This window comes from Alteromonas sp. CI.11.F.A3 (assembly GCF_032925565.1).
GTDB lineage: Bacteria > Pseudomonadota > Gammaproteobacteria > Enterobacterales > Alteromonadaceae > Alteromonas.
In genome coordinates this window covers 691516-716720 of the sequence record NZ_CP136708.1, presented here as the reverse complement: position 1 = coordinate 716720, position 25205 = coordinate 691516, and the positions used below count along the sequence as shown (strand labels likewise).

Genomic DNA, 25205 nt, shown 5'->3' with positions numbered 1-25205 from the left:
AATGTACATCCATAACACACCAATAAAAAAGCCCCAGCATAGCCGGGGCAGATAACCAAATTTTGGTTATCAAGCAGGATCTTTAAACCTCTCCTGTTTATAAGACAAGTGATAGTTAATACAGTCACCTAACCGCGAAACGCCTACAGGTTTTGATATAAAGTCATCCATTCCTGCTCGTAAACACTTTTCCTTTTCTCCACTCAGCGCGTTTGCAGTGAGTGCAATGATAGGTATTGTTTCACCTAGCGCTCTAATTTCTTTCGTGGCAGCTAACCCATCCATCACCGGCATGTGGCAATCCATAAAGATAAGATCGTATGGCTTTTTCCTTGCAATAGCACTTTTCACCTTTGCGAGACCTAATGCACCGTTGTTAGCTAGCTCTACCGACACGCCAATTTCTTTTAGTTGCTCTTTAATGACTATCTGATTTATTTCGTTATCTTCAACCACTAATACCCGAGATTCCGACAACACTCTTTTACAAAGTGCCGTGGTCTTATTGGCTGCGACAGTTTTTTCTTTCAACGATCCGGCATTTGCACAGTCTAGGGTCATGGTAACGATAAATCGCGCGCCTTCCCCAATCGCGCTTGATACTTCAACACTGCCTTCATAATGCTCAACAATATTGTTTACTATGGCTAACCCTAAACCTGTGCCGCCAAAACGTCGTTGTGTTGACTCTTCAGCCTGAAGGAATGGCGAAAAAATGACTTTTTGCTGCTCTTCACTAATCCCAATACCCGTATCCGTTATTATCAACTTAACCCTATAGCGACCCGCACCATATTTCGTACATCGCGTACTAATTTTAATGGAACCTTCTTCGGTAAACTTCACCGCGTTATTGATAAGGTTCACTAGAATCTGGCTTAACCTTAACGAATCAGCAAGGAATAACGTATCTGAAACTGCCGCCGTTTCTGTGATAAATTCAATTCCCTTTTTATCGGCCAAACGCCTAAACATAGGCACTTGTTGCTCAATTAATTCTTTCAAATTTATCGGCTCTACATCGTAGGTCATATGCCCTGAATCGATTTTTGAGAAATCTAAAATATCATTCACTATGTTGAGCAACGATTCTGAGCTGCGCATAGCAACATGGGTATACTCTTTCTGCTTTTCGTTAAGCGATGTACCACAAAGGGTTTCGAGCATGCCTTGTACACCATGAATGGGGGTTCGTATTTCATGGCTCATGTTCGCAAGGAACTCACTACGTGCTTTAAGGGCTTGCTCTGCAATCGCGGTTTTTTGCTTCAACGATTGTGTGGTGTTGAATCGCTCGGTTATATCCCGTGTTGCACCGATGATTTTTTGGCATGTTCCATTCTTCATAATGGGATGTGCACGGCTTTCTAACCACCGTTTTTCTCCCCCATCGGTAATTACCTCGAACTCATAAGCCCAATCACTACCGGTTATGGCAATTTCTTCCATTTTAGATTCGTATACACTTCGCACTTTTTTGTTAGCCATAAACTTAAGTGCATGGGACGGGGTGATCTCTTGCTTTTCGTTTATTTGTAACATGCGTTTCAAAGACGCAGACCACGTAAGCGAACTCATCTCTAAATCGAGTTCCCACGTGCCTACGCCCGCCAATTCGGTAATCTGGTTTAACAGCGCGTTTTGTTCTTCTAAAGCATTTTTCTGAGAAATGATTTCGCTTAACGCTTGTTCACGAGCCACTTCCGCTCCTATCCAATCGGCAAGTAGCAGTAAATAGTCATAATCTAAGGCTGTGAATCCGTCGCCCTTCGACGTAGTAGAAGAGAAGTTTAGTGTGCCATATAAGGCCGCATTCACATGTATAGGGGTCGCTAAATAGCTTTTTAATGTGTAAAGCGCATAGCAAGGGTGGCTATTGCCTGGCAAAAAGTCTACGTCGTTGTAAGCCACAATGCCATTTGCATTGACGGTATCAGCGCAATACGTGTCAGAGAGGGAAAATTCAGCGCCACTGACAATTTCATTCAACGGAGAAATGGCCTGCACCACCGTGTAGGTGCCATTATGCACATAGCTAACAATACCGGTTTCAAGGCCTAATACTTCTGTGCCAATTTCGAGTAAACGGGCCACTTTTTCACTGAAGGACAATGCGCCATCTGTGGTAATTTGGTGAAGATCTTTAATTACACTCATGAGGATTTAAGCCCTCCTTTTAAAAGCCCTAAAGGCAAAAAAGACCATTACGGAAAAGTAATAGTCTTTTTAAAGGTAACTTAAACTCTCGGTATTGAAAGCATACCAGCATTAGCAATTAGTATAGTTTTCACATAAGTGATTAATACAAAATGTTAATTTCATAGCCTGTTGCTGTATCTGCTGGCTCTACTGTAACAATATAGTTTTCTTCTTCGTTAAATCCGAACAATGCTGTTCTATCTAATAGAATCTGCTCTTCGTTATCATCTTCGTAAACAGCAATGATTTCGTAGTAATCAGACGGTAATACTTCACTGTCTGTTTCGCCAAATTCAAGGTTTTGAAGATCGTATTCTGCGGTATCGATAGTTTCATCGTTACGCACAAGATAAAAATCCACATCATCAAAGTCTTCAACCAAGTTAATGAAGTTCACAGTTTTATCGTACGCTTGAGGCAGACCACTTTCTACGAATGTAACCGCGCCAAGTGCGCCAGCTTTTTCATAGATTAGAATCGCTTTACTTTCACCTTGGTTTAAGGTGATAAGCTTATTGCTAAGCGTAGTAGCTTCACCAGATGTATCGGTTACCGTTACGCGGTAATCACCGTATCCAATTTCAGTGAATTCAGATAACTCACCCGCATCAAGAGAAAAAGCAACATCTTCTTCATCTGTGTTACCACCAAAGGTCACATCAAGTGCTGTAGTAATATTGGTTGAGTTATAAATACGGTACTGTGAATCTGCTTCAACGTCGGTTAACGCCGTCACTGAAGATGAGTTCAAGATAGTATCTACAACCAAACCTGATTGGATTGCACCACTTACATCACGCATAGTGAGAAGGTATTCAGTCTCGTAAGCAAAGTCTAGTGTCTGAGATTCAAATATAACTTCAGTGCTACCCGGCTCTGTTAAGTAAATAGTGTACTCATCTTCGTCGAAGTAATCGCTGTCATCATCTGGATCCCAGTAATCAAACTCAATCATTTCAGACGCAGTTACTGTGCCTAAGAAGTTTGCAGCTTCAAATGGGTCGCCTGATTCAGCTAAATAAAAGTCGTAAGAACCTTCATCAATAGTTACAGACAATGCGAATAACCTGAAATGGTCTTCTAGCGTTTCACGGGTATAGCTGTAATCGCTAATAATAGGTGATGCAAAATCGCCACTCATTACGATAAGACGCTTGTCACCATTTTTTAGATTAACGGTGTAAGTATCGATAAGCACTTCTTGGTCATCGGAGTCGGTACGAATGAACTCGAGTTCAATTTCACCGTTGTCCATTGAGTACATCGCGGTAGTATCACCGAATTGCGCAGAGCCAAAGCTATCTCCATCGACTTCTCGCATTTCTACATTCGCACCATTTGGTGAAGCATTATAGAATTGTATATAAGCATACGAGTAATCGGAGCTGCTGTCAGAGCCGCCACAAGCAGCTAGCCCTGAAATTGCCACCAGACCGATAGCTACGTTTCGTAACCAAGCCGGAAATTGAAATTGCATATACTGAACGTCCTTACTAAATTCGTGATTGTTTGAAGGGAGTTACACTGCCCAGAAAGGCGTGAACTATACTGCCGTATGGCACTACAAAGCTTGTTATAGTTCACACCTTTACGCTGCCTTTACAAAGCTGACAATTCACGACAAAAGTATTTTGTCTTTCTATACAGAAAAGCCCCTATTACCTGCTCATCAGGTAATAGGGGCGAGCATTGTATTTGTGGGCTAACTATCTATTCATACGAATACGATAACGTTACGCCACTGTATGTCGTGTAAGCACGAATTCCGATATGCCACGTGCCTGCAGCAGGTGCTTGGAACGTACACACTTCATTATTACCATTCTCGTAAGGACGGCAGTCAAAGTCATTGGTTTCTGGCTGAGAACCAAACTTCATGTACAAGTCTGCATCACCGCTACCGCCAGATGTTTGCACTGTCATGGTAGTCACGCCTTCAGGAATGGTCCATGTATAGCGATTCCAATTGCTTTGTGATGCAGATAGTCCGGTAAGCTGACCTGATACAGGCTCAACGGTTGGGTCGGTACCTGGATCTGAACCGCCACCGCCGCCGCACCCATTAGTGTTCAGGTAGCTGTAGGCATCCTCAAGTTGCATAAGCCCAAAACCGTACAAGTTATCACGTCCATTTGCGCCCTTATCTTCGGCCGCCGATGTTAATGCATTACGTATCTGCGTATTTGAGCACTGTGGGAAGTAACTCCACACCAAGGCCGCGCCACCTGCAACGTGAGGGGTAGCCATTGACGTTCCACTTAAAGAAGCATAGGTGTCTGTGGGGTATGTTGAATAAACGGCACTACCGGGTGCGGCTATTTCAACCTGATCATTGTACTGACTGTAGCTTGCTCTATTTTCATTTGAATCTACAGCGGCAACCGACATTACTGCGTCATAAGAGGCAGGATATGATTTCGCACTCGTACCTGCGTTACCTGCCGCAGCGACGAGTAACAAGCCATCATCGGTAAAGCTTTGCATTGCGTTTTGCTCGGTTGTAGAAGCGCTGCCGCCACCTAAGCTCATGTTTACCACGTTAGCCCCCGCACTTTGACACTGTGAAATGGCATCAATAAGATCAGAGGCGTAGGTCCAATCGCCATTGTCATTGAATATTTTAACAATATGCAGATTCACGCCAGGGTAAACACCAATAACTCCTTCACTATTGTCATAGGCGGCAATAGTGCCAGCAACATGGGTACCATGACCGTTGCCATCGTTATACCAATTCCCAACAGCACTATTATTCGCCTGACCGGTAACACCATCATTGGTGCCAGGTAAATCCGGATGCCCTAGGTTGTACCCTGTGTCGATAACACATACACGGCGAGCGGTAGTATCTGCTTGCGAAAGCTGATTGGCTTGAACCATGGTGTAACCATAAGGAGTAGTTTGCGCCATAGTTGTACGTTTTACATCTACTTCAATACTTTCTACATTTGCATTGTTACGCAATTTATTAAGGGCACTGCGGCTTAAAGACGCCGCCATCATGCGATGCTTTCCAAGCTCTTTACGAACATCTCCTCCCACCTTTTGTATTTCACTGCGGGCAGATTGCACTTCAAAAGGTCGCTTTACGGTAGACTTAGTGGCTTGAACTAGCTCAGATGAGCCAGATTTACTGCTACTGGCATTGCTAATAACATCTGTCGTTAATGTTTCTTTGAATTTAATAATATAGCGCTGTTTTTCTTGTGCAGACTCGCCCTTTAGAACAAGTCGTTTACCAAGTAAAGATTGAAGCGACGCCTTTTTCTCTTCAACTTTTACTGGTGCATTGGTTGTGTTTGTCGCTGTCGTATTTTTCGTTATTGCTGCTGTTGCAGCGTGACTTACCAACCCTACAGATACTGCAAGGGCGATGGCTGATATACTTGTGTGTTTCATATTCACTATTATTTCCTGTTATCTGTCTTGTCGTGTTTCAACGCTTTACAGCGTTTTTGAAACTTCGTTGTTATTAATAGACATTCAGGGCAAACGCTACTTCCTACGAAAGCACTCCATGCTCAAATTCGCAAACGGCCCACATGCCTTTTGTTGTGGCATTCAGTAAAACATCAAATGCGCACCGTTTAACTATTAAACATAGAATCAATGAGTTAAGTATTACGAAATGTTCCTCACGTTCAAAATATATACGTAAGTTGCAGAATGGATTGTGCTTAAGTAATGTTGGAATTTTAGTAAATGCAGGCGTGGCGTGTGGTTCGGGCGTAAAGCCTCAATTTGTAAGTAAATATGAATTAAGTAATTAATAAAGCTTAAATATTAACTAACTAATTTTACTTTCTACTTAGTGTTTTTCAGAAACGAAAAAGCCGCTAACGAATACGTTAACGGCTTCTGTGTTTTGCGAATAAGTCTGTAGCGAATACTTATATAGCGACGAGTTGTATACCTACTAAATTAAGGCTCGTTAGCCACGTTGTCGCACTATCTCGTACAAGCAAACACCAGTGGCTACCGATACATTCAGGCTACTTACACTACCTGCCATAGGCAACTTCACTAATTCATCGCAGGTTTCTTTCGTTAACCTGCGCATGCCTTTACCTTCAGCGCCCATCACTAATGCAGTTGGGCCATCTAGTTTTATATCGTAAAGGGTTTTGTCGGTTTCACCCGCCGTACCCACAATCCATAAACCTTTGTCTTGTAGGTGCTTTAACGTGCGGGCCAAGTTAGTGACTTGAATAAGTGGAATAACTTCCGCGGCTCCACATGCAACTTTGCGCACGGTGCCATTAAGGCTAGCCGATTTATCTTTTGGTACTACCACCGCATGCACACCAGCACCATCAGCAGTACGCAAACAGGCGCCTAGGTTATGCGGGTCGGTTATACCGTCAAGTACTAACAATAAAGGCTTACTTTCTTTATCTAGAATTCTATCTAGGTCAGCTTCATCCATAACACGAGCGGGCTTCGCTCTGGCTACGACGCCTTGATGCTGTTCGCCGTTAACTTTGTCGTCTAGTGCTTTACGCTGACAAAACTGTACTGATATACCAAAACGACGTGCTTGATTAACAATATTAGTTAAACGCTCATCATTACGGCCTTTTAATACCATCACTTCCATTACACGCTCTGGTTCTTGTTCTAGAACCGACTGCATTGCATGTAAACCATATAACCATTCTTGCTGTGCCATTAACGCTTACCCCCTTTCTTCGAACGCGATGGTGCCCCCTTGCCTTTAGGCGCAGCTTTTTTAGGGCCTCGCTTGGCATTTCTAGGCGGCTTTTTCGCACTGGCTACTTTAACCTTCTTGCCGCCGGGGCCGCGCAGCATAGACTTATCCAGTAATAAATCAATCTTTCTTTCATCTAGGTTAACCGCAGCCACTTTCACTTCTACTGTATCGCCTAGTCTAAATTGACGATGTCCCGACTCACCCGCCAGTATTTGTTTAACTTGGTCGTAGTGATAGAAATCGTCATCAAGTGAAGTAATATGTACTAGGCCGTCAATGTGATATTCAGTTAAGCGAACAAACAAACCAAAGTTGGTTACTGAACTCACTACGCCTTCAAAAGTGTCACCCACGTGGTCAAGCATGAATTCACACTTAAGCCAGTCTGCAACATCACGGGTAGCATCGTCGGCACGACGTTCGGTCATAGAGCATTGTTCGCCTAGCTGTTCAATTTCTTCAACCGTGTAATTCTTTGCACCTGAAACCGTATTTTTGCCCTTTTGCTTGGCAATAATCCCTTTTAATGCGCGGTGAACTACCAAATCAGGGTAACGACGAATAGGCGACGTAAAGTGCGCGTAAGCTTCAAGCGCTAGCCCAAAGTGGCCTAGGTTGTCACCATCATAAATAGCCTGCTTCATTGAACGAAGCAACATGGTTTGAATAAGCTCTTCGTCAGGGCGACCACGGGTTTTTAATACCACGTCGGTGAAATCTGCCGGTAAGGCTTCATCGGTGATCTTGTGCGGCACACCTATTTCAGCTAAGTAGCTGGTGAAGGCTGTAAGCCTATCGGCGTCTGGTTTGTCGTGTACTCGATATAATGTAGGTGCTTCATTTTCCGACAATGTAAGTGCAGCACTCACGTTCGCTAAAATCATGCACTCTTCAATAAGTTTGTGAGCATCGTTACGGATAAGCGGCACGATGTTTTCAATTTTACGCTGTGCGTTAAATACAAACTTACTTTCTTGGGTTTCAAACTCGATAGCACCGCGGTGCTGACGGGCTTTTTTCAATGAACGATATAAATCGTGAAGATGTCGCAAATGCGGCACCTGTGCTTCATATCGTTGATGCAAGTCTTTGTCGCCTTGCAATATTTGCCATACCTTAGTGTACGTTAGGCGAGCGTGTGAATTCATTACGGCTTCATAGAATTGGTAAGTATCTAACTTACCTTGCGCAGTAATGGTCATCTCGCACACCATACACAAGCGATCAACTTCTGGGTTCAGTGAACACAAGCCGTTAGAAAGCACTTCCGGCAGCATAGGTATAACTTGCTCGGGGAAATACACCGAGTTGCCTCGCTGTTGGGCTTCATCATCTAGTGCTGTGCCATTTCGTACGTAGTAACTGACATCGGCAATGGCTACCCAAAGTTGCCAACCACCATCGTCTAGCGGTTCACAATATACGGCATCATCAAAATCACGCGCATCTTCACCATCAATGGTTACAAGAGGAAGCTGACGTAAATCGATTCGCCCTTCTTTTGCTTCATCGGGCACTTGTTCGGTAAGGCTTTTAACTTGCTTAGTAACGCCTTTAGGCCATTGATGCGGAATATCAAAGGTGCGAAGCGCCATTTCTATTTCCATACCAGGTGCCATATGTTCACCTAGTACTTCAACAATTTTACCCACTGGGCTCATTTTACGGCGTGGGCGCTGTGTAAGCTCAACCACTACTATTTGCCCCATGCGGGCGCCGTGCACATGTTCTGGCGGAATAACAATTTCATACTGTAGGCGACTGTCGTCCGGCACAACCATGCCAAATCCTTGCTCTACAAAGTAGCGGCCAACAATTGGCTCTGAACGAGGTTCTACCACTTGCGTAATAAAGGCTTCTTTACGACCACGGCGGTCAGTACCGCTTACGCGCGCTTCTACAATATCGTCATGCAAAAACAGTTTCATTTGGCCTGCGCTAATGAAAAGGTCACCGCTTTTATCTTCGGGGCGTAAAAAGCCGAAGCCATCTCGGTGGCCAATCACTTTACCGCGGAACAACTCATCTTGATCTTGAAGAATGTACTTCTTTTGACGGGTGAACTGCACTTGCCCTTCTCGCTCCATGGCGCGAAGGCGGCGCTGAATGCCTATACGGGCATCTTCTTCTTCGGCATTGACTGCCGTACATATTTCAAGAAAAGACAGTGGCTTGTCTTCTTCTTTCAATAGACTCATCAAAAACTCCCGGCTTGCTACCGGGTTTTCGTACTTTTCTTTCTCGCGCTGATAATGCGGATCATCACTCATAGAGTTGTTCTGTCGCCTCGTTAGTTTATTCATTTTTCAAACACTGTTGCCTATGTTCTACGCATAGCAATTTTAAAGCGTTCGATTTACGCACAGTATAACAGCAATCTGCACAAAACATTACGTTATAAAACTGCCATGCCACTGTCATACACTTTAGATATATCTTTAGTTCTCAATCACTAAAAAAATATCTCTTACTGACATGCTTTATGGACAGACGTTCTTTTATTAAATTAGGTTCAATCGCCGGTGCCAGTGTTGCCATTGCAACAGGTTTAGCAGGCTGTGTTTCCACTAAAAAACCACAAGATAATGCTAGCTTTACTCATGGTGTTGCTAGCGGCGATCCTCTACATAATAGCGTAATTCTTTGGACCCGTGCTTTGCCCGAAACGCGTATCCCAAGTGCTTATATTTTATGGGAAGTAATAACAAAAAATCCCGTTATCGCTCAAAGCGAAACGGGATTTTTTTAGCACTAAAAGATATTAGTAGCTGTAGTAGAAGCGCACGCCTGCAATGCGCGGCATACCGCGAACATAGGTAGGAATACCTAAACCACCACCCGTATTACCAGCATCAATTACATACTCTTTATCAAAGGCATTTTCTAAATACACTTCATACGCAAAGCTGCTCGCTTCTTGCGAAAGTTGTACAGAAATATCTGTCAATGAATGAGTATCTTGCGACAAACCAGGGTAGTTGCTGCTCTCAAAGAATACTTCAGACTGGAAGCTCGTTAGCCAATTCACATTTACTAACCAGTTCTGAACTTCAAATTCCTTGTTGATGTTTATCGCACCGCTCACCTCTGGGGCTAAGCGGAATTTATTGCCAGCATACTGGAATGGGCTTCCATCGGCTGTTTCATCAGCAAACTCTGCGTCTAAGAAACCAATACTACCGGTTATCGATAAAGTATCGCTGTAGTGATAGGTACCCATGCCTTCAATGCCCGACATAGTTGAATCACCAACGGTTACGGTAATGGATTGAAGGGTTTCAGGGTCAGTATAAGACTGTTGGTAATCGCTATATTCATACGTAAACACCGCACCCGAGAAGGTGAAGTTGTTGCTTTGATATTTAACACCTAAATCGTAGCTATCGACAATTTCAGCTTTAGTGGTAGATACACCAGAGAAATCAGCATTAACCACAGGTGAGCGACGGCCGCGGGCGTAGTTTGCGTAAAAATTCCAACTATCGTTCATGTCGTAGCTAACGGCAAAACGAGGTAGCGTATCGTCAAAGTCGCCTTCTGCTTCAAAAGTAAATGTGCCATCTGGCAGCGTATAAGTATTTTTTGTAAAACGTGATTCATCAATATAACGCACACCAGCGGTGACGTTAATATTATCTGTTACAAAGTAAGAAACCTCTGCCACGTAAGAAGTAATGTCTAACTCTGCTTCGAAGATGTACGGGCCCTGAATTAATGACGAAGGAAAGTCCGCGTTAGAAATGGGTGTGCCGTCGGCGTTAAATAACGAAGACACTAGCATGGCTCGCAGAGCTTCAATTTCTTCTAAAGAGGCGTCAGTAGCAATATTTTGATTTAGCGGAATATTAGAAGAGGCTTCTAATTGCGCTTTTACCGCATCGAACGTACCACGTATGAACGGGTCTACCATGACGTAATATGGAAGTATGGAATCATCTTGGCTAACTGAGGCGCCTACGAAAGCAACCAATTTATCACCCGCGTCATACACTAAGCGCATTGAGCCACCGCTTAGTGTTGCATCGTTATCGAAGTAAGCATCTTGAATTCTAAGCGCGGTACCATCGGCATCAAACCCTTCACTCACTTCTACGTCTTTATAATACGCATCACCATGGAACATTAGGCTGTTGCTGATATCGTAATCAAGTGAAATATCGTAGGCCTGCAGCGTACGCTCAATACCTAACTCGCTACCCATACTGAACTCAGCAGCCGTAAAAGGGCTAGTGTCGCCGCCATTAGGCGCAATCGAGCCTGACTTAAACGCAATACCTGGTTGATCGTTGTATTCCATGGAAGCACGAGCGATTACTTCAAAGTTGTCGTAACTGGCTTTCCATGTACCACGCAGTGCTTGCACTGAAATGCCTTGTAAGTCTTCGCTATTACAGGGCACTGCATTGCCTAAATGATCAATCATGTCGGCATTGCCATAGTAACTGTCTTCAGAACAGGCATTGTTTTCTATAATACCGTCCATCTCGCGGTATAGACCGGCAATACGCACGCTATGATTGTCATTAATAGGTGTATTGAACATGAACTCAGCTTCTTTGCCCGACTCAGTGTCGTAACCTAGCTGAACCGTCGCCTCTTTTTCATTGGTAGGCAAGTGAGAGTGAATACTGATAGCACCGTTAGCCGCGGCAACACCAAATAGTGTGGGCTGAGGGCCTTTTAGTACTTCAACACGGCTAATATCGTAAAGCGCCACACTTGATACGGTTTTCTTACTAATATCGAAGCCATCCTGATAGACAGAGATACGTGGCGTGGCTGAAACCGAAGAGCCATCGTCGGTAACACCACGAATATTAAATGAAGGCAAGCTTACTGCTTGTTCCTGAATTTGAACGTTTGGCAAAACGCGGGAAAGCTCATCAAGTTCCATAATGTTAGTGCGCTCTAAAAAGTCGCCTGAAATAACATCCATGGTGACTGGAACATCCATAATTGACTGCTCACGCATTTGCGCAGTAACGGTAATTTCTTCAATGTAATCTTTTTCATCTGCTGGTGAGTCTGTGTTAGCAAACGTTGGAGCGGCCAATGCGCTGAAAATAGCGGTGGCTAGTAGCGTTTTTGAAAACATGTGTCTGTCCCTTAATTTACTTCAATTAGCGTTTTGTTAGTGTGTTGTGTACGTGTTCATATGCTTTTTTCATATTGAGTTGCAGTAATCGTCAGCGCGCTGCAAAGCAGAAGAATCTAGCCCTGAAATAAGACGAAATGATGAAGCATGGGTGACAGATAAGAGGCAGTTTTATGACAACATGTTTCAAAAACCAATAATTATCATACATGTACAGAAATACACAATTAACGTATTGAGTTGCAGTAAGGTGCTATTCATCACCTGCTGGCGGGTGTTTTTGAAGTCGTTATCTATGGCAGTCATTATTTGCTGAGGAGCTAGCTTACTGAGGCGTTAGTATACTGAGGTACTAGTTTATTGCTGTCGTAGTTTAATCGAGGTGTGTTGCGGTGGGGAAAGTTTTGCAAGCACGCTGTAAGGTTGAGCGAACGAAGTAGCAGTAATCGCTAAGCTATGGAGCTAACTTACGGAGCTAGCCTGTCTAATGTATGAAACTAGCTGTCTAATGGGCGTTTCGCTGCGCGTACTGCTTTAGGGTGCATTAGCTTTTCAAGCTTGGTTAAGTAACTGGCTATTTTTTGATGTTGCGCTTTGTCGTTAGTGACTGAGTTATGTAACCAATGGTAGGCATCTTGATAGTCGTAAGGGCTACCGTACCCATCGAGAAACAGCTTAACTAACTGCAATTGCGCCTTTAAACTTTTAAGCGCCGCGGCTTCTCGTAAATACACCACCGCCCTTTCTTTGTTCTCTTGCACTAATGTACCGTTAGCATAGTAACGGCCCAACTGTTCCAACGCAGCTGGAAAACCTTGGTTCGCCGCATCTTCAATATGGGTCATGCCTCTCGCAGGTTCAGCATCCACGCATACCCCCCACGCTAACATGTCGCCCCATAAAAACTGGTAGGCAGGCACTTTCAATATATCGGCACGAGCTTCTATGTCTTGTACCAGCTGACAACGGTCGGCGACCACTTTATCTAAATGGGTATTGGCGTTGATCATATCGATAAGCGCATTTTGATCGTACAACTGTACCGCACGAATTTCATCAATGGTTTCCCCTTCAGCCAACACCGCGGCGCTGAAAAGTGTAGAAAGCAATAAACAAATTGTGGGCAGTGAATACAGTTTCATATCAATGGCTTCTTTATTTAGACGTTAATGTCTGAAAGTTATGCTTTAAGTTAATGTCTAAAATTAATATATAAAAATCGTGTTTCTAAAGCGTTTAGGTATAAAGGCAGGATAACAAATAAAAGGTATCTATATAACGATATTTGCCTCTAAGCCTTTTTGGCTATATTTAATTATCGGCCATTATCACGAATACTTAATGGGAATTTAGCGGGGCTTATTTAACTAGGCTCAATAACAGCCCCGCTGCAGGCGCGTATTCGTTAGTGACTACTTTTCCGATTACACAGCGCTGATTGTAGATGACGGGAATGATCGGCCAAATCGATTCCTAAATCGGTAAGGTAACCGCCATCGGGCTGAGTAATCAGACCTTTTGTATAAAGTCTTGATGCGGCATTCACCATTGATTGGCTGGCATCGTGATGTATCTTTAGGCCTTGTAATAAACTGTCTGTAGGAAACTTAACTAATAAGTTAAGTTCGTCGAGCATGTCCTGGTCAAATATTGTCATACACTCACCTTAGGCAAAAAAGGGTATTATTGTTATTCACTCTTTTGTATAGACAGTTCAACTACTTGAAGTTCAACCGCACTAACGCTATCAGACTACCATTTACGTAGGGTGTCCAGATTATTTTATCAACATACGCCGCTAAAACCTGATAAGCCACCCTTTTAGCCCACTGAACTGATCGGACTTTGTGTCGAAATAGTATATTCTTGTTCCTAACTTTAGTCTGCGGATACCCCCTGTTCAAATGAAGTACAAAGATTTACGTGACTTTATTCACCAGTTGGAAGCCAAAGGTGAATTGGTTCGCATAAGCCAGCCAATCGATACCGATTTAGAAATGACAGAAATAGCCGACCGTACATTACGTGCCGGTGGCCCTGCGCTATTATTTGAAAACCCTAAAAACCATAGCATGCCGGTATTAGCTAACTTGTTTGGCACACCAGAACGTGTGGCGATGGGAATGGGGCAAGAGTCGGTTGCGGCACTTCGAGAAGTGGGCGAATTGCTGGCCTATTTAAAAGAACCTGAACCGCCAAAAGGGCTAAAGGATTTGTGGCAGAAATTGCCTGTTTTTAAACAGGTACTGAATATGCCAGCCAAGGTCGTTAAAAAAGCGCCTTGCCAAGAAATCGTGCTAACCGGTGATGATGTCGATTTAGGTAAACTGCCTATTCAGCGTTGTTGGCCAGGTGATGCTGCGCCACTTATTACGTGGGGATTAAGCGTTACCAAAGGCCCGCACAAAAACCGCCAGAACCTAGGTATTTATCGCCAGCAGGTTATCGGCAAAAATAAACTTATTATGCGCTGGTTATCTCACCGTGGGGGCGCTCTCGATTTTCGTGAGTGGTGCCAAACTCACCCAGGTAAACCGTACCCGGTAAGCGTTGCGCTAGGTGCCGACCCGGCAACCATTTTAGGTGCCGTTACGCCTGTTCCAGATACCCTTTCCGAATATGCCTTTGCAGGGTTGTTACGAGGCGATAAAACCGAAGTGGTTAAATCGATAAGTAACGATCTACAAGTGCCCGCGAGTGCTGAAATTGTACTGGAAGGCTATATTGCGCAAGACGAAGTTGCACCTGAAGGGCCTTATGGCGACCATACCGGTTACTACAATGAAGTAGATGACTTCCCAGTGTTTACGGTAACCCATATTACTCACCGTAAAGATCCCATTTATCATTCTACTTATACCGGTCGCCCGCCTGATGAGCCGGCTATTTTAGGGGTAGCATTAAACGAAGTTTTCGTGCCTATTTTGCAAAAGCAGTTTCCAGAAATTGTAGACTTTTACCTACCGCCAGAAGGGTGTTCTTACCGCATGGCTGTAGTTACGATGAAAAAGCAATATCCAGGGCATGCCAAACGCGTGATGATGGGTGTATGGTCGTTTTTAAGACAGTTCATGTACACCAAGTTTGTGATAGTGTGCGATGACGACGTAAACGCCCGTGACTGGAACGACGTAATTTGGGCTATCACCACACGTATGGATCCAGCTCGCGATACGGTTATGATTGAAAATACCCCTATCGACTATTTAGATTTTGCTTCGCCAGTATCTGGCCTTGGATCGAAGATGGGGATGGATGCCACCAATAAAATGCCCGGCGAAACAGACCGTGAATGGGGCGAGCCCATTGTGATGGACGAAGACGTGAAAAAACGGGTGGATGATATCTGGGATGAACTTGGTATCATGGACTTACCAACGGCGAAACGCTAACAGCAAACGTAAGAAGAGATTACATGTCACAGATTAAATGTAAGGTTGCCAGCATCACGCCGTTAACCGACGTAGTATACAAAGTTGAATTGACTCCGCCTGCGCCAGTTGCCTTCCAAGCTGGTCAGTATGCGCTTATTGATATGGGCGAAAAAGATAAACGGCCCTTTTCTATCGCCAATGCCGCTTTTGATAGTTCACGCATTGAACTTCACATTGGCGCAGAGCCTGGCAACACCTTTGCCGGTGAAGTATTGAGTCGTATGAAAGAAGAAGGCGAAATTAGCCTTAGCGTAAATAACGGTCAAGCCTTTTTGCAATCAAATGGCTTGCCGATGGTATTAATCGCTGGAGGCACAGGCTTTTCCTACACCTATTCTATATTACAGCAGCACCTGCACAGTGGCGATAAAACGCCTATTACTCTTTATTGGGGTGGCCGTCATGCCGGTGATTTATATTTATCAGAAGCGCTAAATGCACTAGCCGCAGAGCACGAGCATTTTACTTTTGTTCCTGTGGTTGAATTTGCCGAAGATGACTGGAAAGGTAGAACAGGATGGGTTCACCATGCTGTATTGGCCGACCATACGGATTTCGAACACATGCAAGTGTATGTCGCTGGGCGTTTTGAAATGGCCAAGACTGTGCGTGAAGACTTTACCGTTCGCGGCTTAAAGGTAGAAAACCTATTTGGCGATGCCTTCGCGTTTATTTAAATAAACGTACATGTTGTTACATTTGAAAATGGTGATTCTACTTCTAAATAGCTAGAGTGTTAATTCTTCAAATAACAAAGTGTTGAGAGCCTCCCCAATGGCTGCTTTGTTATTATTGGTAATCTTAAGGGCGGGATAGCCCTTTTGGCCTAGCAGGAAGCATTGGCGCTTTAGTTATTTGAGTTACTTGCGTTATTTGTCTTTGCTTTTGCTTGCGCCTTTCTTGACGTATGTAGGAGTAAACCATGCTTAACACCAAAAATGTTCTTGCTACTTCAATAGCCTTGAGCTTAATTGGATGCGGTGGCAGCGATAGCACCCCTGACACTCAAACGCCTCCATCTGGCGGCTCTGGTGGCGGAAACTCATCATTTGAATATATTGTTAACGCATCTTACACATCGAAGTGCGGCACTATTACCCCTCAACCTGAAGCTGTTATCGTACGACACGATGCATCAGGCGACGCTGTAGAAGTCTATGAAGCCGATGAAAATGGCGATATTGCGATAGACTATGGTGATGTAGCCACTTTCAGCTCAATTACTTTCTCAATCGGCGACAGTGGCCGCTTTCCTGAAGTAAAAACCTACGTGTCGGTTACCGCCGATAAAATTCTTAATATGACCTCCTTTCCAGGTGCCGAAGATAATGTGACTGAATGTGAATGCGAAAATGTCACTTTTGATATCGGTGAATTTACGGTATCAGGTAATGTAAGTGTGCGTGCGTCTGCGGCTAATAGCAATGAGCAAACGTATTCTTATGGCATTGACGAAGTAGCTGAAGCCGAAGTATGTAGAGCTGTTGATGGCGAATGGCCTAGTTTAGCATTAGTTATTTCAACTGCCTCCAACGGCCAGCCGTACCAAGAAATAGAGGTGTATAGTGCTCAGATATCCGATTATGACTTTGATACTACCAATGATATTTCACTATCAGATGCACACCTTAATACCAACGTTCCCTACCTAGTCACCAATACACCTGTATTTACTGAAAGCGATTACCGTGTATCAAGTTCTAGCCAAATTGAAGATTTATACTCTTACGATTTTTACACAGGCGCTGACTCACTCGCCTTTTTACCGCCGGGTCTACCCATTTACAGTGAAAGCGAAAACTTAGAAACTTATCTTACATTTGTAGAAACAACCGATGATGAGATGCTTTTTGATGGCATAGAAGGTTACGTTTGGATGGACATGGTGTCTGGTGTTTCGGTCGATTCAGATTATGCAGGCGTCGTCGATTTTACCGTGATGGAACCAACCCCATTCCTTGAAGCCGCTCAAGATATGCTTTCAGGCGACGATTATGATTTCTCAAATACCGGAGCCGACAATATTTACTTTTATTTCGCCTCATATGAAGAGTTCACTTTCAGTTTAACCACTCCCGCTCAAGGCTCAATGAGCATTCTTGAAACGCTAAATTTTGATGATGTTGTTTTACCTTTCGAACTAGATTTAGACGTAACACAGGAAATAGAGTCTGGCTTCCTGTATTTGCGAGCAGAGGACGTACTAGATACAACAGATTATCTTGAGTCTTTATCTGATTGGAGTAATTCTTCATTTGGTGCACTTTATATAGCCAGATAGTTAGCTACTTACTTTCACCTTTGCGAATAGCCTCTTTTTAAAGAGGCTATTCTTAATACACCTTTTAATTCGACCATTAACTTCTCCACACGTTAACCCCATTTGTTGCTTTCTCTCGTATCCAGTATGGTGGTAAAAAATATGGAGAAAACAATGATAAAAAGCATTCCTACATTCGTAAAAATTTCAGCGTTAGCTGCACTCCCTCTTACTTTTGCATTTAACGCGCAGGCGCAAAGTGCGCAGCAGCAATCCTTGTATAACATTGCCGAAGACATTTCCCCTAAGCGCATTGAAAGCGATATCACCACACTGGTGAATTTTGGTACGCGACACACCTTATCTGAAACTGAATCAGACTCCCGCGGCATTGGGGCAGCAAGGCGGTGGATTAAGGCTGAGTTTGAAAAAATATCAGCTGAGTGTGGCGGTTGCTTAGAAGTATACTTTCAGTCTGAAACCATTAGCGGTGAGAAGCGCATTCCTGACCCTGTCGACGTGGTAAGTGTTATTGCTATTCAACGCGGCAGTACCGATCCAGAACGCTACGTCATGATGTCGGGTGATATCGATTCTCGCGTATCTGATGTGATGGATTTCACATCAGATTCACCTGGCGCAAACGACAATGCGTCTGGGGTAGCTGGCACACTGGAAGCCGCACGCATATTATCGAAATATACATTTAACGGCAGCATTGTGTACGCCGCGCTAGCAGGGGAAGAACAAGGCTTGTTTGGTGGGCGTATTATGGCAAACCAAGCACAAAAAGACGGCTGGCGATTAAAAGCCGTATTGAACAATGACATGATTGGCAACATTGAAGGCGTTAACGGCGTTATCAACAACACCACCGCGCGTATATTTGCAGAAGGCACGCGAGTAACCGAAACCCCAGATGAAGCACGCACCCGCCGCTTCACCGGTGGCGAAGTAGATTCACCAAGCAGAAACTTAGCAAGATACATCGATAACATTGCCGACCAATACATCGAGAATCTAGACACCATGGTTATTTATCGACTAGATCGCTTTGGTCGTGGTGGACATCATCGCCCTTTCAACGATTTAGGTTTTCCCGGTATTCGTATTATGGAAACCAATGAAAACTACACTCGCCAGCATCAAGACCTTAGAGAAGAAGACGGTATCAAATACGGCGATACCTTAGATGGTGTGAATTTTGACTACGCAGCCAAGCTTACTGGCTTAAACGCCGTATCGCTAGCGGCTATGGCTTGGGCACCGAACCCGCCTGCCAAGGTCACCATTAAAGGCGCCGTTCAGCCCTCTACTACACTAATGTGGGAAGCGGCAGATGCAGCGCAAAACCCTCAGCTGGCAGGCTACAAAGTTTACTGGCGTCATACCGATGCACCGCAATGGGAATTCAGTAAGTTTGTTGGTAAGGTGAACGAAGCTACACTAGAAAACGTAGTGATTGATAACTACTTTTTCGGGGTGGCCAGCGTGAACAACGATGGTATTGAAAGCCCCGTTGTATTCCCAGGCGCTGCAGGCAGTTTTGGCCAGTAACGGCTATACTTGTTAAAGAGTAATAGCGCCAATAGATAATAATAACGTTGTTTAGGAGATGTCGCCCGTGTTGGTGAGAGTCATCGCTTTATTAAGTTTTATCATAGTTGTGGCGCCGTTAAAGGCAAATAGTGTCACACTTGCCGCAGCACCATTTGAAACTTACGTAAGCGATGAGGGCGAACCTTCAAGACTCACGTCTATCGTCGAAACGGCGTTCTCGCGAATGCGAACCGACCTAGAGCTTCAAGTTATGCGCGACGCCTTCTTAGGTAGCGCGGTACGCTCGGGTAAGGTGGATGGCGAGTTCGCGTATATAGACTTAGGCGAAAGAAAAGACGCCATTACCCTATCCGCCCCCTACTTGCCCATCTATTTATATGCCACTGGCAAAAAATACGATGTTGAAGAAATAATGCTAATACCGCATCTAAAAGACAGTCGTGTGGCAATAGAAAACCGTTTTGCTAATACGCCGAAGTTTCGTTTGCTCAAAGAAGTGAAATGGTCGCGTAATCCCAGTACATTCGACGCTTTTAAGCAGCTAGCCGACGATAGAGCCCCGTATTTAATTACTACACGATTGCTTATTGAAGAATTCAATTTGCTGCTTGAAAAAGACGGCGAAGAACTTTTACACGTGTCTTCAGCAGCATTAATGAACGCAGGTTTTTCATTGGCGCTTGGCGACAATACACCGAATGCTAAGGCCACTATTGACGCGTTTGAACAAACGATTCAAGTTATGCAGCAGGACGGCAGTTATAATAAAATTCTAGGGCTACCGTGGCTTTCCAAAGATATAAATAACGATGGTATCGCTGACTATATTGGTGAAACTAGCGTGAGCCTTGTGGCATTGGATACACCTATTGCCTACCCATTAGATAAAGCATTACCTGGCGATAACAGTGTTTACGTCATTGATGGCATCACGTATGAGTCTAAAGCTGATGCAATGGCTATGCTTGATGGCGTAAAAAGCAAGCGAGAAAGCCTACTCGACCCTGATGTTTATAAAACCATGATTAGACGTTGGTAGCTCCTTCGCTGCTCTATTTAGCTGCTCTCTTTAGCCGCTCTCATTGGGCGCTTTCTTTAGCCGCTCTCAGTGGCCGCTTTGACAGCACCTTGAACTCGCACTTGAGAAGAGCGGCATTGTAATCAATCGATGTGCGTATCAGCGCTCGCTTTCGTGATTATTCAACTCGTAATTTCAAGAATATCAAATGTTGCGCCCGCATCCCCTCTGATTAACAAAATACAATTAGAAGCTTGCGCCGGAAAATCTATTTGGTTCTCCCAACCTTCTACATATTTTTGTTGATAGTCGTTACATCTAAGTTCCACTGAATCAACACTCCCTTGAGAAACGTCAACTTTGAATGTTGAGAACTCATAAGCTTGAGACCACGCGCCTAAACTACTGAGCTGACCTTTAGTAACATTTGATGATTCAGTCGCCTTAGAAGCCTTAAGCGCGTCGGCAAATTGTTGATGGGTTTGTTGAGATAAATTGAGGCCATCAACACTTCCCATACGCGCAAGGGTTTCAGAGGCACCATTGAAATTACCGTAGTAAAGCTGTGACTGAAAAAGGTTCACCGTAGATTTAGCCAATATTGCGACAGGTAGGTATTCGTATAAATCTACCGTAATTTGAGATTGGCGCATATATTCTAAAAAATCTTCATTCTTATAATAATAGATAGATTTTAACCACGCAGCTAAAGCATGCTCATTTAAATTCTTAGTATGATCTTCTACCAACTCGTCTATGGATACTTTTATGCTAGACATATTCGCGGAAGGGCTAGTAAGTGCGTCTATTATAGCTTGGTATTCTTTTGCAAAGGCAGGCGTGACACTACCTTCGCTATGACCAGCTTCTGAGTAAGTGTGTTTAACAAACAAGATTTGAGCACTGGTTACCGGTTTTTCATTAATTGATGCGGGGGAATACTGTAGGTTTTGAACTAGTTTAGTGCTTTTTTTCACATACCGGTCTTTACCTGAATAATCAAAAACAACGATATCTTTCGTTGTTCCGTCTGTATCTATTATGAATGAAACTCTTGTCCAACCTTCCATACCACCGCGAGAAGTGAAGGCATCCTCCACTGTATTAGCATTTTTTATTAATTTGGCGGCTTTAACTTTTTTGCTGCTGCCAAAAGAGGAAGCGCTTACCATTATCAATGACACGCATAATAACGCAGAAAATACCTTCAAAATTTATCCCTAATTTTTAGCGAGGAAGAGCCATAAGCCTCAACATCGCATTTCCTATTTAACTCTAGGTTATTTATAGCATCTATATTTTACACTTAACAACCTATCGAAACGTAAAGTTGAGACTGAATTCCTTCTTAATTTTACGATTGCTAGGATAGTGTTGCAGTTAGTTTGCGTTGCATCTTTCGCGGTAAGTCATTAATCCGATAAAGACCAATGAGCTTCATATTATGTAAATAAGATCCAACTGCTCATTTAAGTGTTTTCTTACTCCTCCTAACATAATTTTCATCTGATACTTGTTGATCTCAATCAAACTTCGGCATAAACTTTCAGTAATTTCTGAAAGTTCAGCAGGTATAGATATGAAAATGACACCACTTATTACTTCTGCGGTTATGCACTTCGGTGAAATGGGCAGTCGTTGGGGCTTTAATCGCACTGTGGGCCAAATTTTGGCGCTTATTGTACTTGCTGATGAGCCCATTTCAGCACAAGAAATTGCCGACGCGCTCAATATATCTCGCGGCAACACCAGCATGGGGTTGAAGGAGCTACAGTCGTGGCGCTTGGTAAAACAACACCTTGTTCCTGGTGAACGAAAAGAGTTCTTTATAGCTGGCGGAGATATTTGGACGCTTGCCAACCGCGTATTTGAAGAGCGCCGCAAGCGCGAAATAGATCCTACCATGAGTTTATTGCGGGATTTATTACTAGACACTCCCGCCAACAAAACTGAAGCAAACGCTCAAGATAAGCTGAATGAAATTCACGACTTATTAGAGTCGGTTACTGCGTGGTCACAGGAGCTTCAGAATTTGGGGCCAGATAAACTTAACACCTTGATGAAACTCGGCTCGGGTGTTGGCCGTATGTTAGAACTGAAAGACAAAATTCTACCGGGAAAAAATTCCGTTAACTAAGGAGACTATCTGTGGATGCGTTTTTGCTGTCTCGTTTACAATTTGCATTAAATATTAGCTTTCATATCCTGTTTCCAACTATCACCATGGCAATGGGATGGTTCCTTTTTTACTTCAAGTTTCGCTCAAATGTAACCGGTCATCCAGTATGGATGCGTATGTACCGCTTTTGGGTGCGCGTATTCGCACTTAGCTTTGCACTTGGTGTAGTAAGTGGCGTGACCATGTCTTTCCAATTTGGTACTAACTGGCCCGGCTTTATGGAGCGAGTGGGTAATGTAGCGGGCCCACTACTAGGTTACGAAGTCCTTACTGCGTTTTTCTTAGAAGCCACGTTCCTAGGTATTATGTTGTTTGGTATTCGTCGGGTACCTAACTGGTTGCACACCCTTTCAACATTAATTGTGGCGGTGGGCACTACCATGTCAGCCTTTTGGATTCTAGCGCTCAACAGTTGGATGCAAACGCCTCAAGGGCATGAAATTATCGACGGCGTTGTATATGCCGTAGATTGGAGCGAAATTATTTTTAATCCTTCGTTTCCTTATCGCTTTGTACACATGATGTTAGCCTCGGGCCTGACGGCCAGCTTTTTAATAGCCGGCTTATCGGCCTACCGTATGCTGAAAGGCGATGACAAACTGGCGCCAAAGCTTGCCCTTAAAACTGCCACCTATACCGCGGCAGTACTTATTCCTTTGCAGATTTTTGCAGGCGATATGCATGGATTAAATACCCTTGAGCATCAACCGCAGAAAGTTGCCGCAATGGAAGGCTTGTGGGATACCACCGAGGGCGCGCCCTTACTGCTTTTTGCCATTCCAGATGAAGAAAGCAGAGAAAATCACTTTGAAATACCGGTACCCAACGGCGCCAGTCTCATTTTAACTCATAAAATGGATGGCAAAATTCAAGGCCTGAACGACTTTAAAGGCGAGCATCCCCCAGTAGCACCTGTGTTCTTCGGATTCCGGGTGATGGTAGGCATGGGCTTTTTAATGTTGGCGGTTTCATGGCTTGGTAGTAGTTATCTATTACGAGGAAAGTCATTCCCAATTTGGCTTAAGCGTGTATTCGCTGGCATGGCATTCAGCGGCTGGATTGCAACCTTAGCCGGTTGGTATGTAACTGAAATTGGCAGGCAGCCTTATCTTGTTAGTGGTGTTTTACGTACACAAGAAGCGGTAACAACACTACCTCCTGCTAATATCGCTTTCTCGTTCACTATGTACGCCACGATTTATACTATTTTGCTGTTCGCTTATATGGGAACGCTAATGCTGATGTGTCGCCGCGCTGTTGAAATTGAAGAGATTTCTACAGAAGAGCGTGAAATGGCCAAAGCCAGCAAAATGTCGCCGGCCAACACGTAAGGAGCAGTTATGTTATTTGAAAATGTATCAGCAGAAACCTTAGGGAATATCTACGTTGGCTTGCTTGGGCTGGCAGTATTGCTCTACGCTATTTTAGATGGTTACGACTTAGGGGTGGGTGTTTTAATACCGCCCCGAGAAGAGAAGTTTCGTGATGATATGATTGCGTCTATTGGGCCCTATTGGGATGCCAATGAAACCTGGTTAGTATTGGCCGTGGGACTTTTGCTGATTGCCTTTCCCGAGGCACACAGTGAGGTACTTCAAAGCCTATATATTCCAGCCACCATCATGCTATTGGGGCTCATTTTGCGTGGCGTCTCTTTTGATTTTAGGGCAAAGGTGGTTCAAGTACATAAACGTAAGTGGGATCTTACCTTTAAGTACGGTTCATTACTTACCACGCTTGCACAAGGTTACATGCTAGGTATCTATGTTACCGGCCTACGTACCGACTTATGGGCACAAGGGTTTGCCTTACTGTCGGCGATTGGGGTAACGGCTGCTTATGCTTTTATTGGCTCGTGCTGGCTAATATTAAAGGCTGAAAACGATTTACAAGCCAAAGCCTATTACTGGGCGCGCAGAGGGTTGTTTGCCCTTTCAATAGGTATAGTGGCGGTAAGCCTCGCAAACTTGACCTTACATGATGATGTGCGTGATTTGTGGTTATCATCCACGATTGGCTATGTATTGATGGCTATTCCCGTTGCCTGCTTTTTATTGCTCAGCTTGTGTGGTGTGTTATTGAAAAAACTACCTGATGCGGGCGGTAAAGGTGAATGGATGCCTTTTGCTATAGCATTAACCGTATTTGTACTTTGCTTTACGGCTTTCGGGGTAAGTTACTATCCGTTTGTCATCCCAGGGCACCTTACGGTGCAAGATGCACTAAGCGACGCCAACTCACTGCGCTTCTTATTAGTGGGTGTGGTTATTGTAGTGCCTTGTATTCTTGCTTACACCGCGATGGTATACAAAATATTTTCAGGTAAGTCGGAAAAGCTTAGCTACTATTAGCTTCTTATAGCATCTTTTAGCACTTTCTAGCACCGGTTCACCATTGAGAAAGATGATGGGCTCCTAACCACTTGGTTACGGAGCCTTTTTTTCGCCCCGCTCAAATTCACTTCATAGCAATTTCATTACTCATTCATTAGATCACTTACTTTTAAATTAGATCATACGCAACCGTAAACAAATAATTACACTAAAAATGAAGATAATTTCTTCTAAGTTTCTTTTGTGACAGTGTTGACATAATTATTAAATATACGTATGCTTATTTTGGGCAGAATTAAAAGGAGTACCATTATGAACAATGTAGTTAAATCATTTTCAAGGTTCTTCAGGCGTGCTCACCCCTATACAGTGGCTTACTATATAGGTCGGAAAAATGCTCAAAATATTTTAGGATG

Annotated in this window: 18 protein-coding genes; 9 read left to right on the top strand and 9 right to left on the bottom strand. The window is 43.8% G+C overall.

What is annotated here, in order from left to right:
- Positions 1–69: 69 nt before the first annotated feature.
- From R1T43_RS03100 to rnr, 5 genes are all read right to left on the bottom strand, one after another.
- Positions 70–2157 carry an ATP-binding protein gene (locus tag R1T43_RS03100; protein ID WP_317352765.1) on the bottom strand — a complete coding sequence of 696 codons (2088 nt, stop codon included), beginning with the start codon at positions 2155–2157 and terminating at the stop codon, positions 70–72.
- 142 nt (positions 2158–2299) lie between these two features.
- Positions 2300–3676 carry a DUF4397 domain-containing protein gene (locus R1T43_RS03095; protein ID WP_317352762.1) on the bottom strand — a complete coding sequence of 459 codons (1377 nt, stop codon included), beginning with the start codon at positions 3674–3676 and terminating at the stop codon, positions 2300–2302.
- Positions 3677–3909: 233 nt separating this feature from the next.
- Complete coding sequence (locus R1T43_RS03090; protein WP_317355640.1) at positions 3910–5598, bottom strand: S8 family serine peptidase; 1689 nt, start codon at positions 5596–5598, stop codon at positions 3910–3912.
- Positions 5599–6130: 532 nt separating this feature from the next.
- On the bottom strand, positions 6131–6868 hold the full coding sequence (gene rlmB / locus R1T43_RS03085; protein WP_013786232.1) for a 23S rRNA (guanosine(2251)-2'-O)-methyltransferase RlmB: 738 nt from the start codon (positions 6866–6868) through the stop codon (positions 6131–6133).
- Positions 6868–9180 carry a ribonuclease R gene (gene rnr, locus R1T43_RS03080; RefSeq protein WP_317355637.1) on the bottom strand — a complete coding sequence of 771 codons (2313 nt, stop codon included), beginning with the start codon at positions 9178–9180 and terminating at the stop codon, positions 6868–6870. The genes rlmB and rnr overlap by 1 nt, the downstream gene beginning before the upstream one ends.
- Positions 9181–9392: 212 nt before the next feature.
- On the opposite strand from rnr, the gene R1T43_RS03075 reads away from it, so the two are divergent.
- A complete protein-coding gene (locus R1T43_RS03075; RefSeq protein WP_317352758.1) occupies positions 9393–9659 on the top strand; it encodes a PhoD-like phosphatase N-terminal domain-containing protein in 267 nt (88 codons plus the stop codon).
- Between the two features lie 12 nt (positions 9660–9671).
- Here R1T43_RS03075 and R1T43_RS03070 read toward each other — a convergent pair whose 3' ends face one another.
- From R1T43_RS03070 to R1T43_RS03060, 3 genes are all read right to left on the bottom strand, one after another.
- A complete protein-coding gene (locus R1T43_RS03070; RefSeq protein ID WP_317352756.1) occupies positions 9672–12005 on the bottom strand; it encodes a TonB-dependent receptor in 2334 nt (777 codons plus the stop codon).
- A gap of 497 nt (positions 12006–12502) precedes the next feature.
- Positions 12503–13147 (bottom strand): tetratricopeptide repeat protein, encoded by a 645-nt coding sequence (locus R1T43_RS03065; protein WP_317352754.1) that lies wholly within the window; start codon positions 13145–13147, stop codon positions 12503–12505.
- Positions 13148–13410: 263 nt separating this feature from the next.
- Positions 13411–13662 (bottom strand): TIGR02647 family protein, encoded by a 252-nt coding sequence (locus tag R1T43_RS03060; RefSeq protein WP_126871752.1) that lies wholly within the window; start codon positions 13660–13662, stop codon positions 13411–13413.
- Between the two features lie 247 nt (positions 13663–13909).
- Here R1T43_RS03060 and ubiD point away from each other — a divergent pair, with 247 nt between their 5' ends.
- From ubiD to R1T43_RS03035, 5 genes are all read left to right on the top strand, one after another.
- Positions 13910–15397 carry a 4-hydroxy-3-polyprenylbenzoate decarboxylase gene (gene ubiD, locus R1T43_RS03055; protein ID WP_211071958.1) on the top strand — a complete coding sequence of 496 codons (1488 nt, stop codon included), beginning with the start codon at positions 13910–13912 and terminating at the stop codon, positions 15395–15397.
- A 23-nt stretch (positions 15398–15420) separates the two neighbouring features.
- Positions 15421–16116: an NAD(P)H-flavin reductase gene (gene fre / locus R1T43_RS03050; protein WP_317352748.1), complete on the top strand. Its 696-nt coding sequence runs from the start codon at positions 15421–15423 to the stop codon at positions 16114–16116.
- A 245-nt stretch (positions 16117–16361) separates the two neighbouring features.
- Positions 16362–17720, top strand: coding sequence for a hypothetical protein (locus R1T43_RS03045; RefSeq protein WP_317352746.1), 1359 nt, complete (start codon positions 16362–16364; stop codon positions 17718–17720).
- Between the two features lie 153 nt (positions 17721–17873).
- The gene (locus R1T43_RS03040; RefSeq protein ID WP_317352744.1) at positions 17874–19256 is read left to right on the top strand and encodes a M28 family metallopeptidase; all 1383 of its coding nucleotides are present in this window, start codon (positions 17874–17876) and stop codon (positions 19254–19256) included.
- Positions 19257–19323: 67 nt separating this feature from the next.
- Positions 19324–20298: a transporter substrate-binding domain-containing protein gene (locus R1T43_RS03035; protein WP_317352742.1), complete on the top strand. Its 975-nt coding sequence runs from the start codon at positions 19324–19326 to the stop codon at positions 20296–20298.
- Between the two features lie 161 nt (positions 20299–20459).
- On the opposite strand, the gene R1T43_RS03030 is transcribed toward R1T43_RS03035, so the two are convergent.
- The gene (locus R1T43_RS03030) at positions 20460–21488 is read right to left on the bottom strand and encodes an energy transducer TonB (protein ID WP_317352740.1); all 1029 of its coding nucleotides are present in this window, start codon (positions 21486–21488) and stop codon (positions 20460–20462) included.
- Positions 21489–21856: 368 nt separating this feature from the next.
- On the opposite strand from R1T43_RS03030, the gene R1T43_RS03025 reads away from it, so the two are divergent.
- Genes R1T43_RS03025 through R1T43_RS03015 form a run of 3 tightly spaced genes read left to right on the top strand, consistent with a single transcriptional unit; the run spans position 21857 to position 24807 of the window.
- On the top strand, positions 21857–22414 hold the full coding sequence (locus tag R1T43_RS03025; RefSeq protein ID WP_013786244.1) for a GbsR/MarR family transcriptional regulator: 558 nt from the start codon (positions 21857–21859) through the stop codon (positions 22412–22414).
- 11 nt (positions 22415–22425) lie between these two features.
- The gene (locus R1T43_RS03020) at positions 22426–23787 is read left to right on the top strand and encodes a cytochrome ubiquinol oxidase subunit I (protein WP_317352736.1); all 1362 of its coding nucleotides are present in this window, start codon (positions 22426–22428) and stop codon (positions 23785–23787) included.
- A 9-nt stretch (positions 23788–23796) separates the two neighbouring features.
- Positions 23797–24807 carry a cytochrome d ubiquinol oxidase subunit II gene (locus R1T43_RS03015; protein ID WP_057795788.1) on the top strand — a complete coding sequence of 337 codons (1011 nt, stop codon included), beginning with the start codon at positions 23797–23799 and terminating at the stop codon, positions 24805–24807.
- Positions 24808–25205 lie beyond the last annotated feature (398 nt).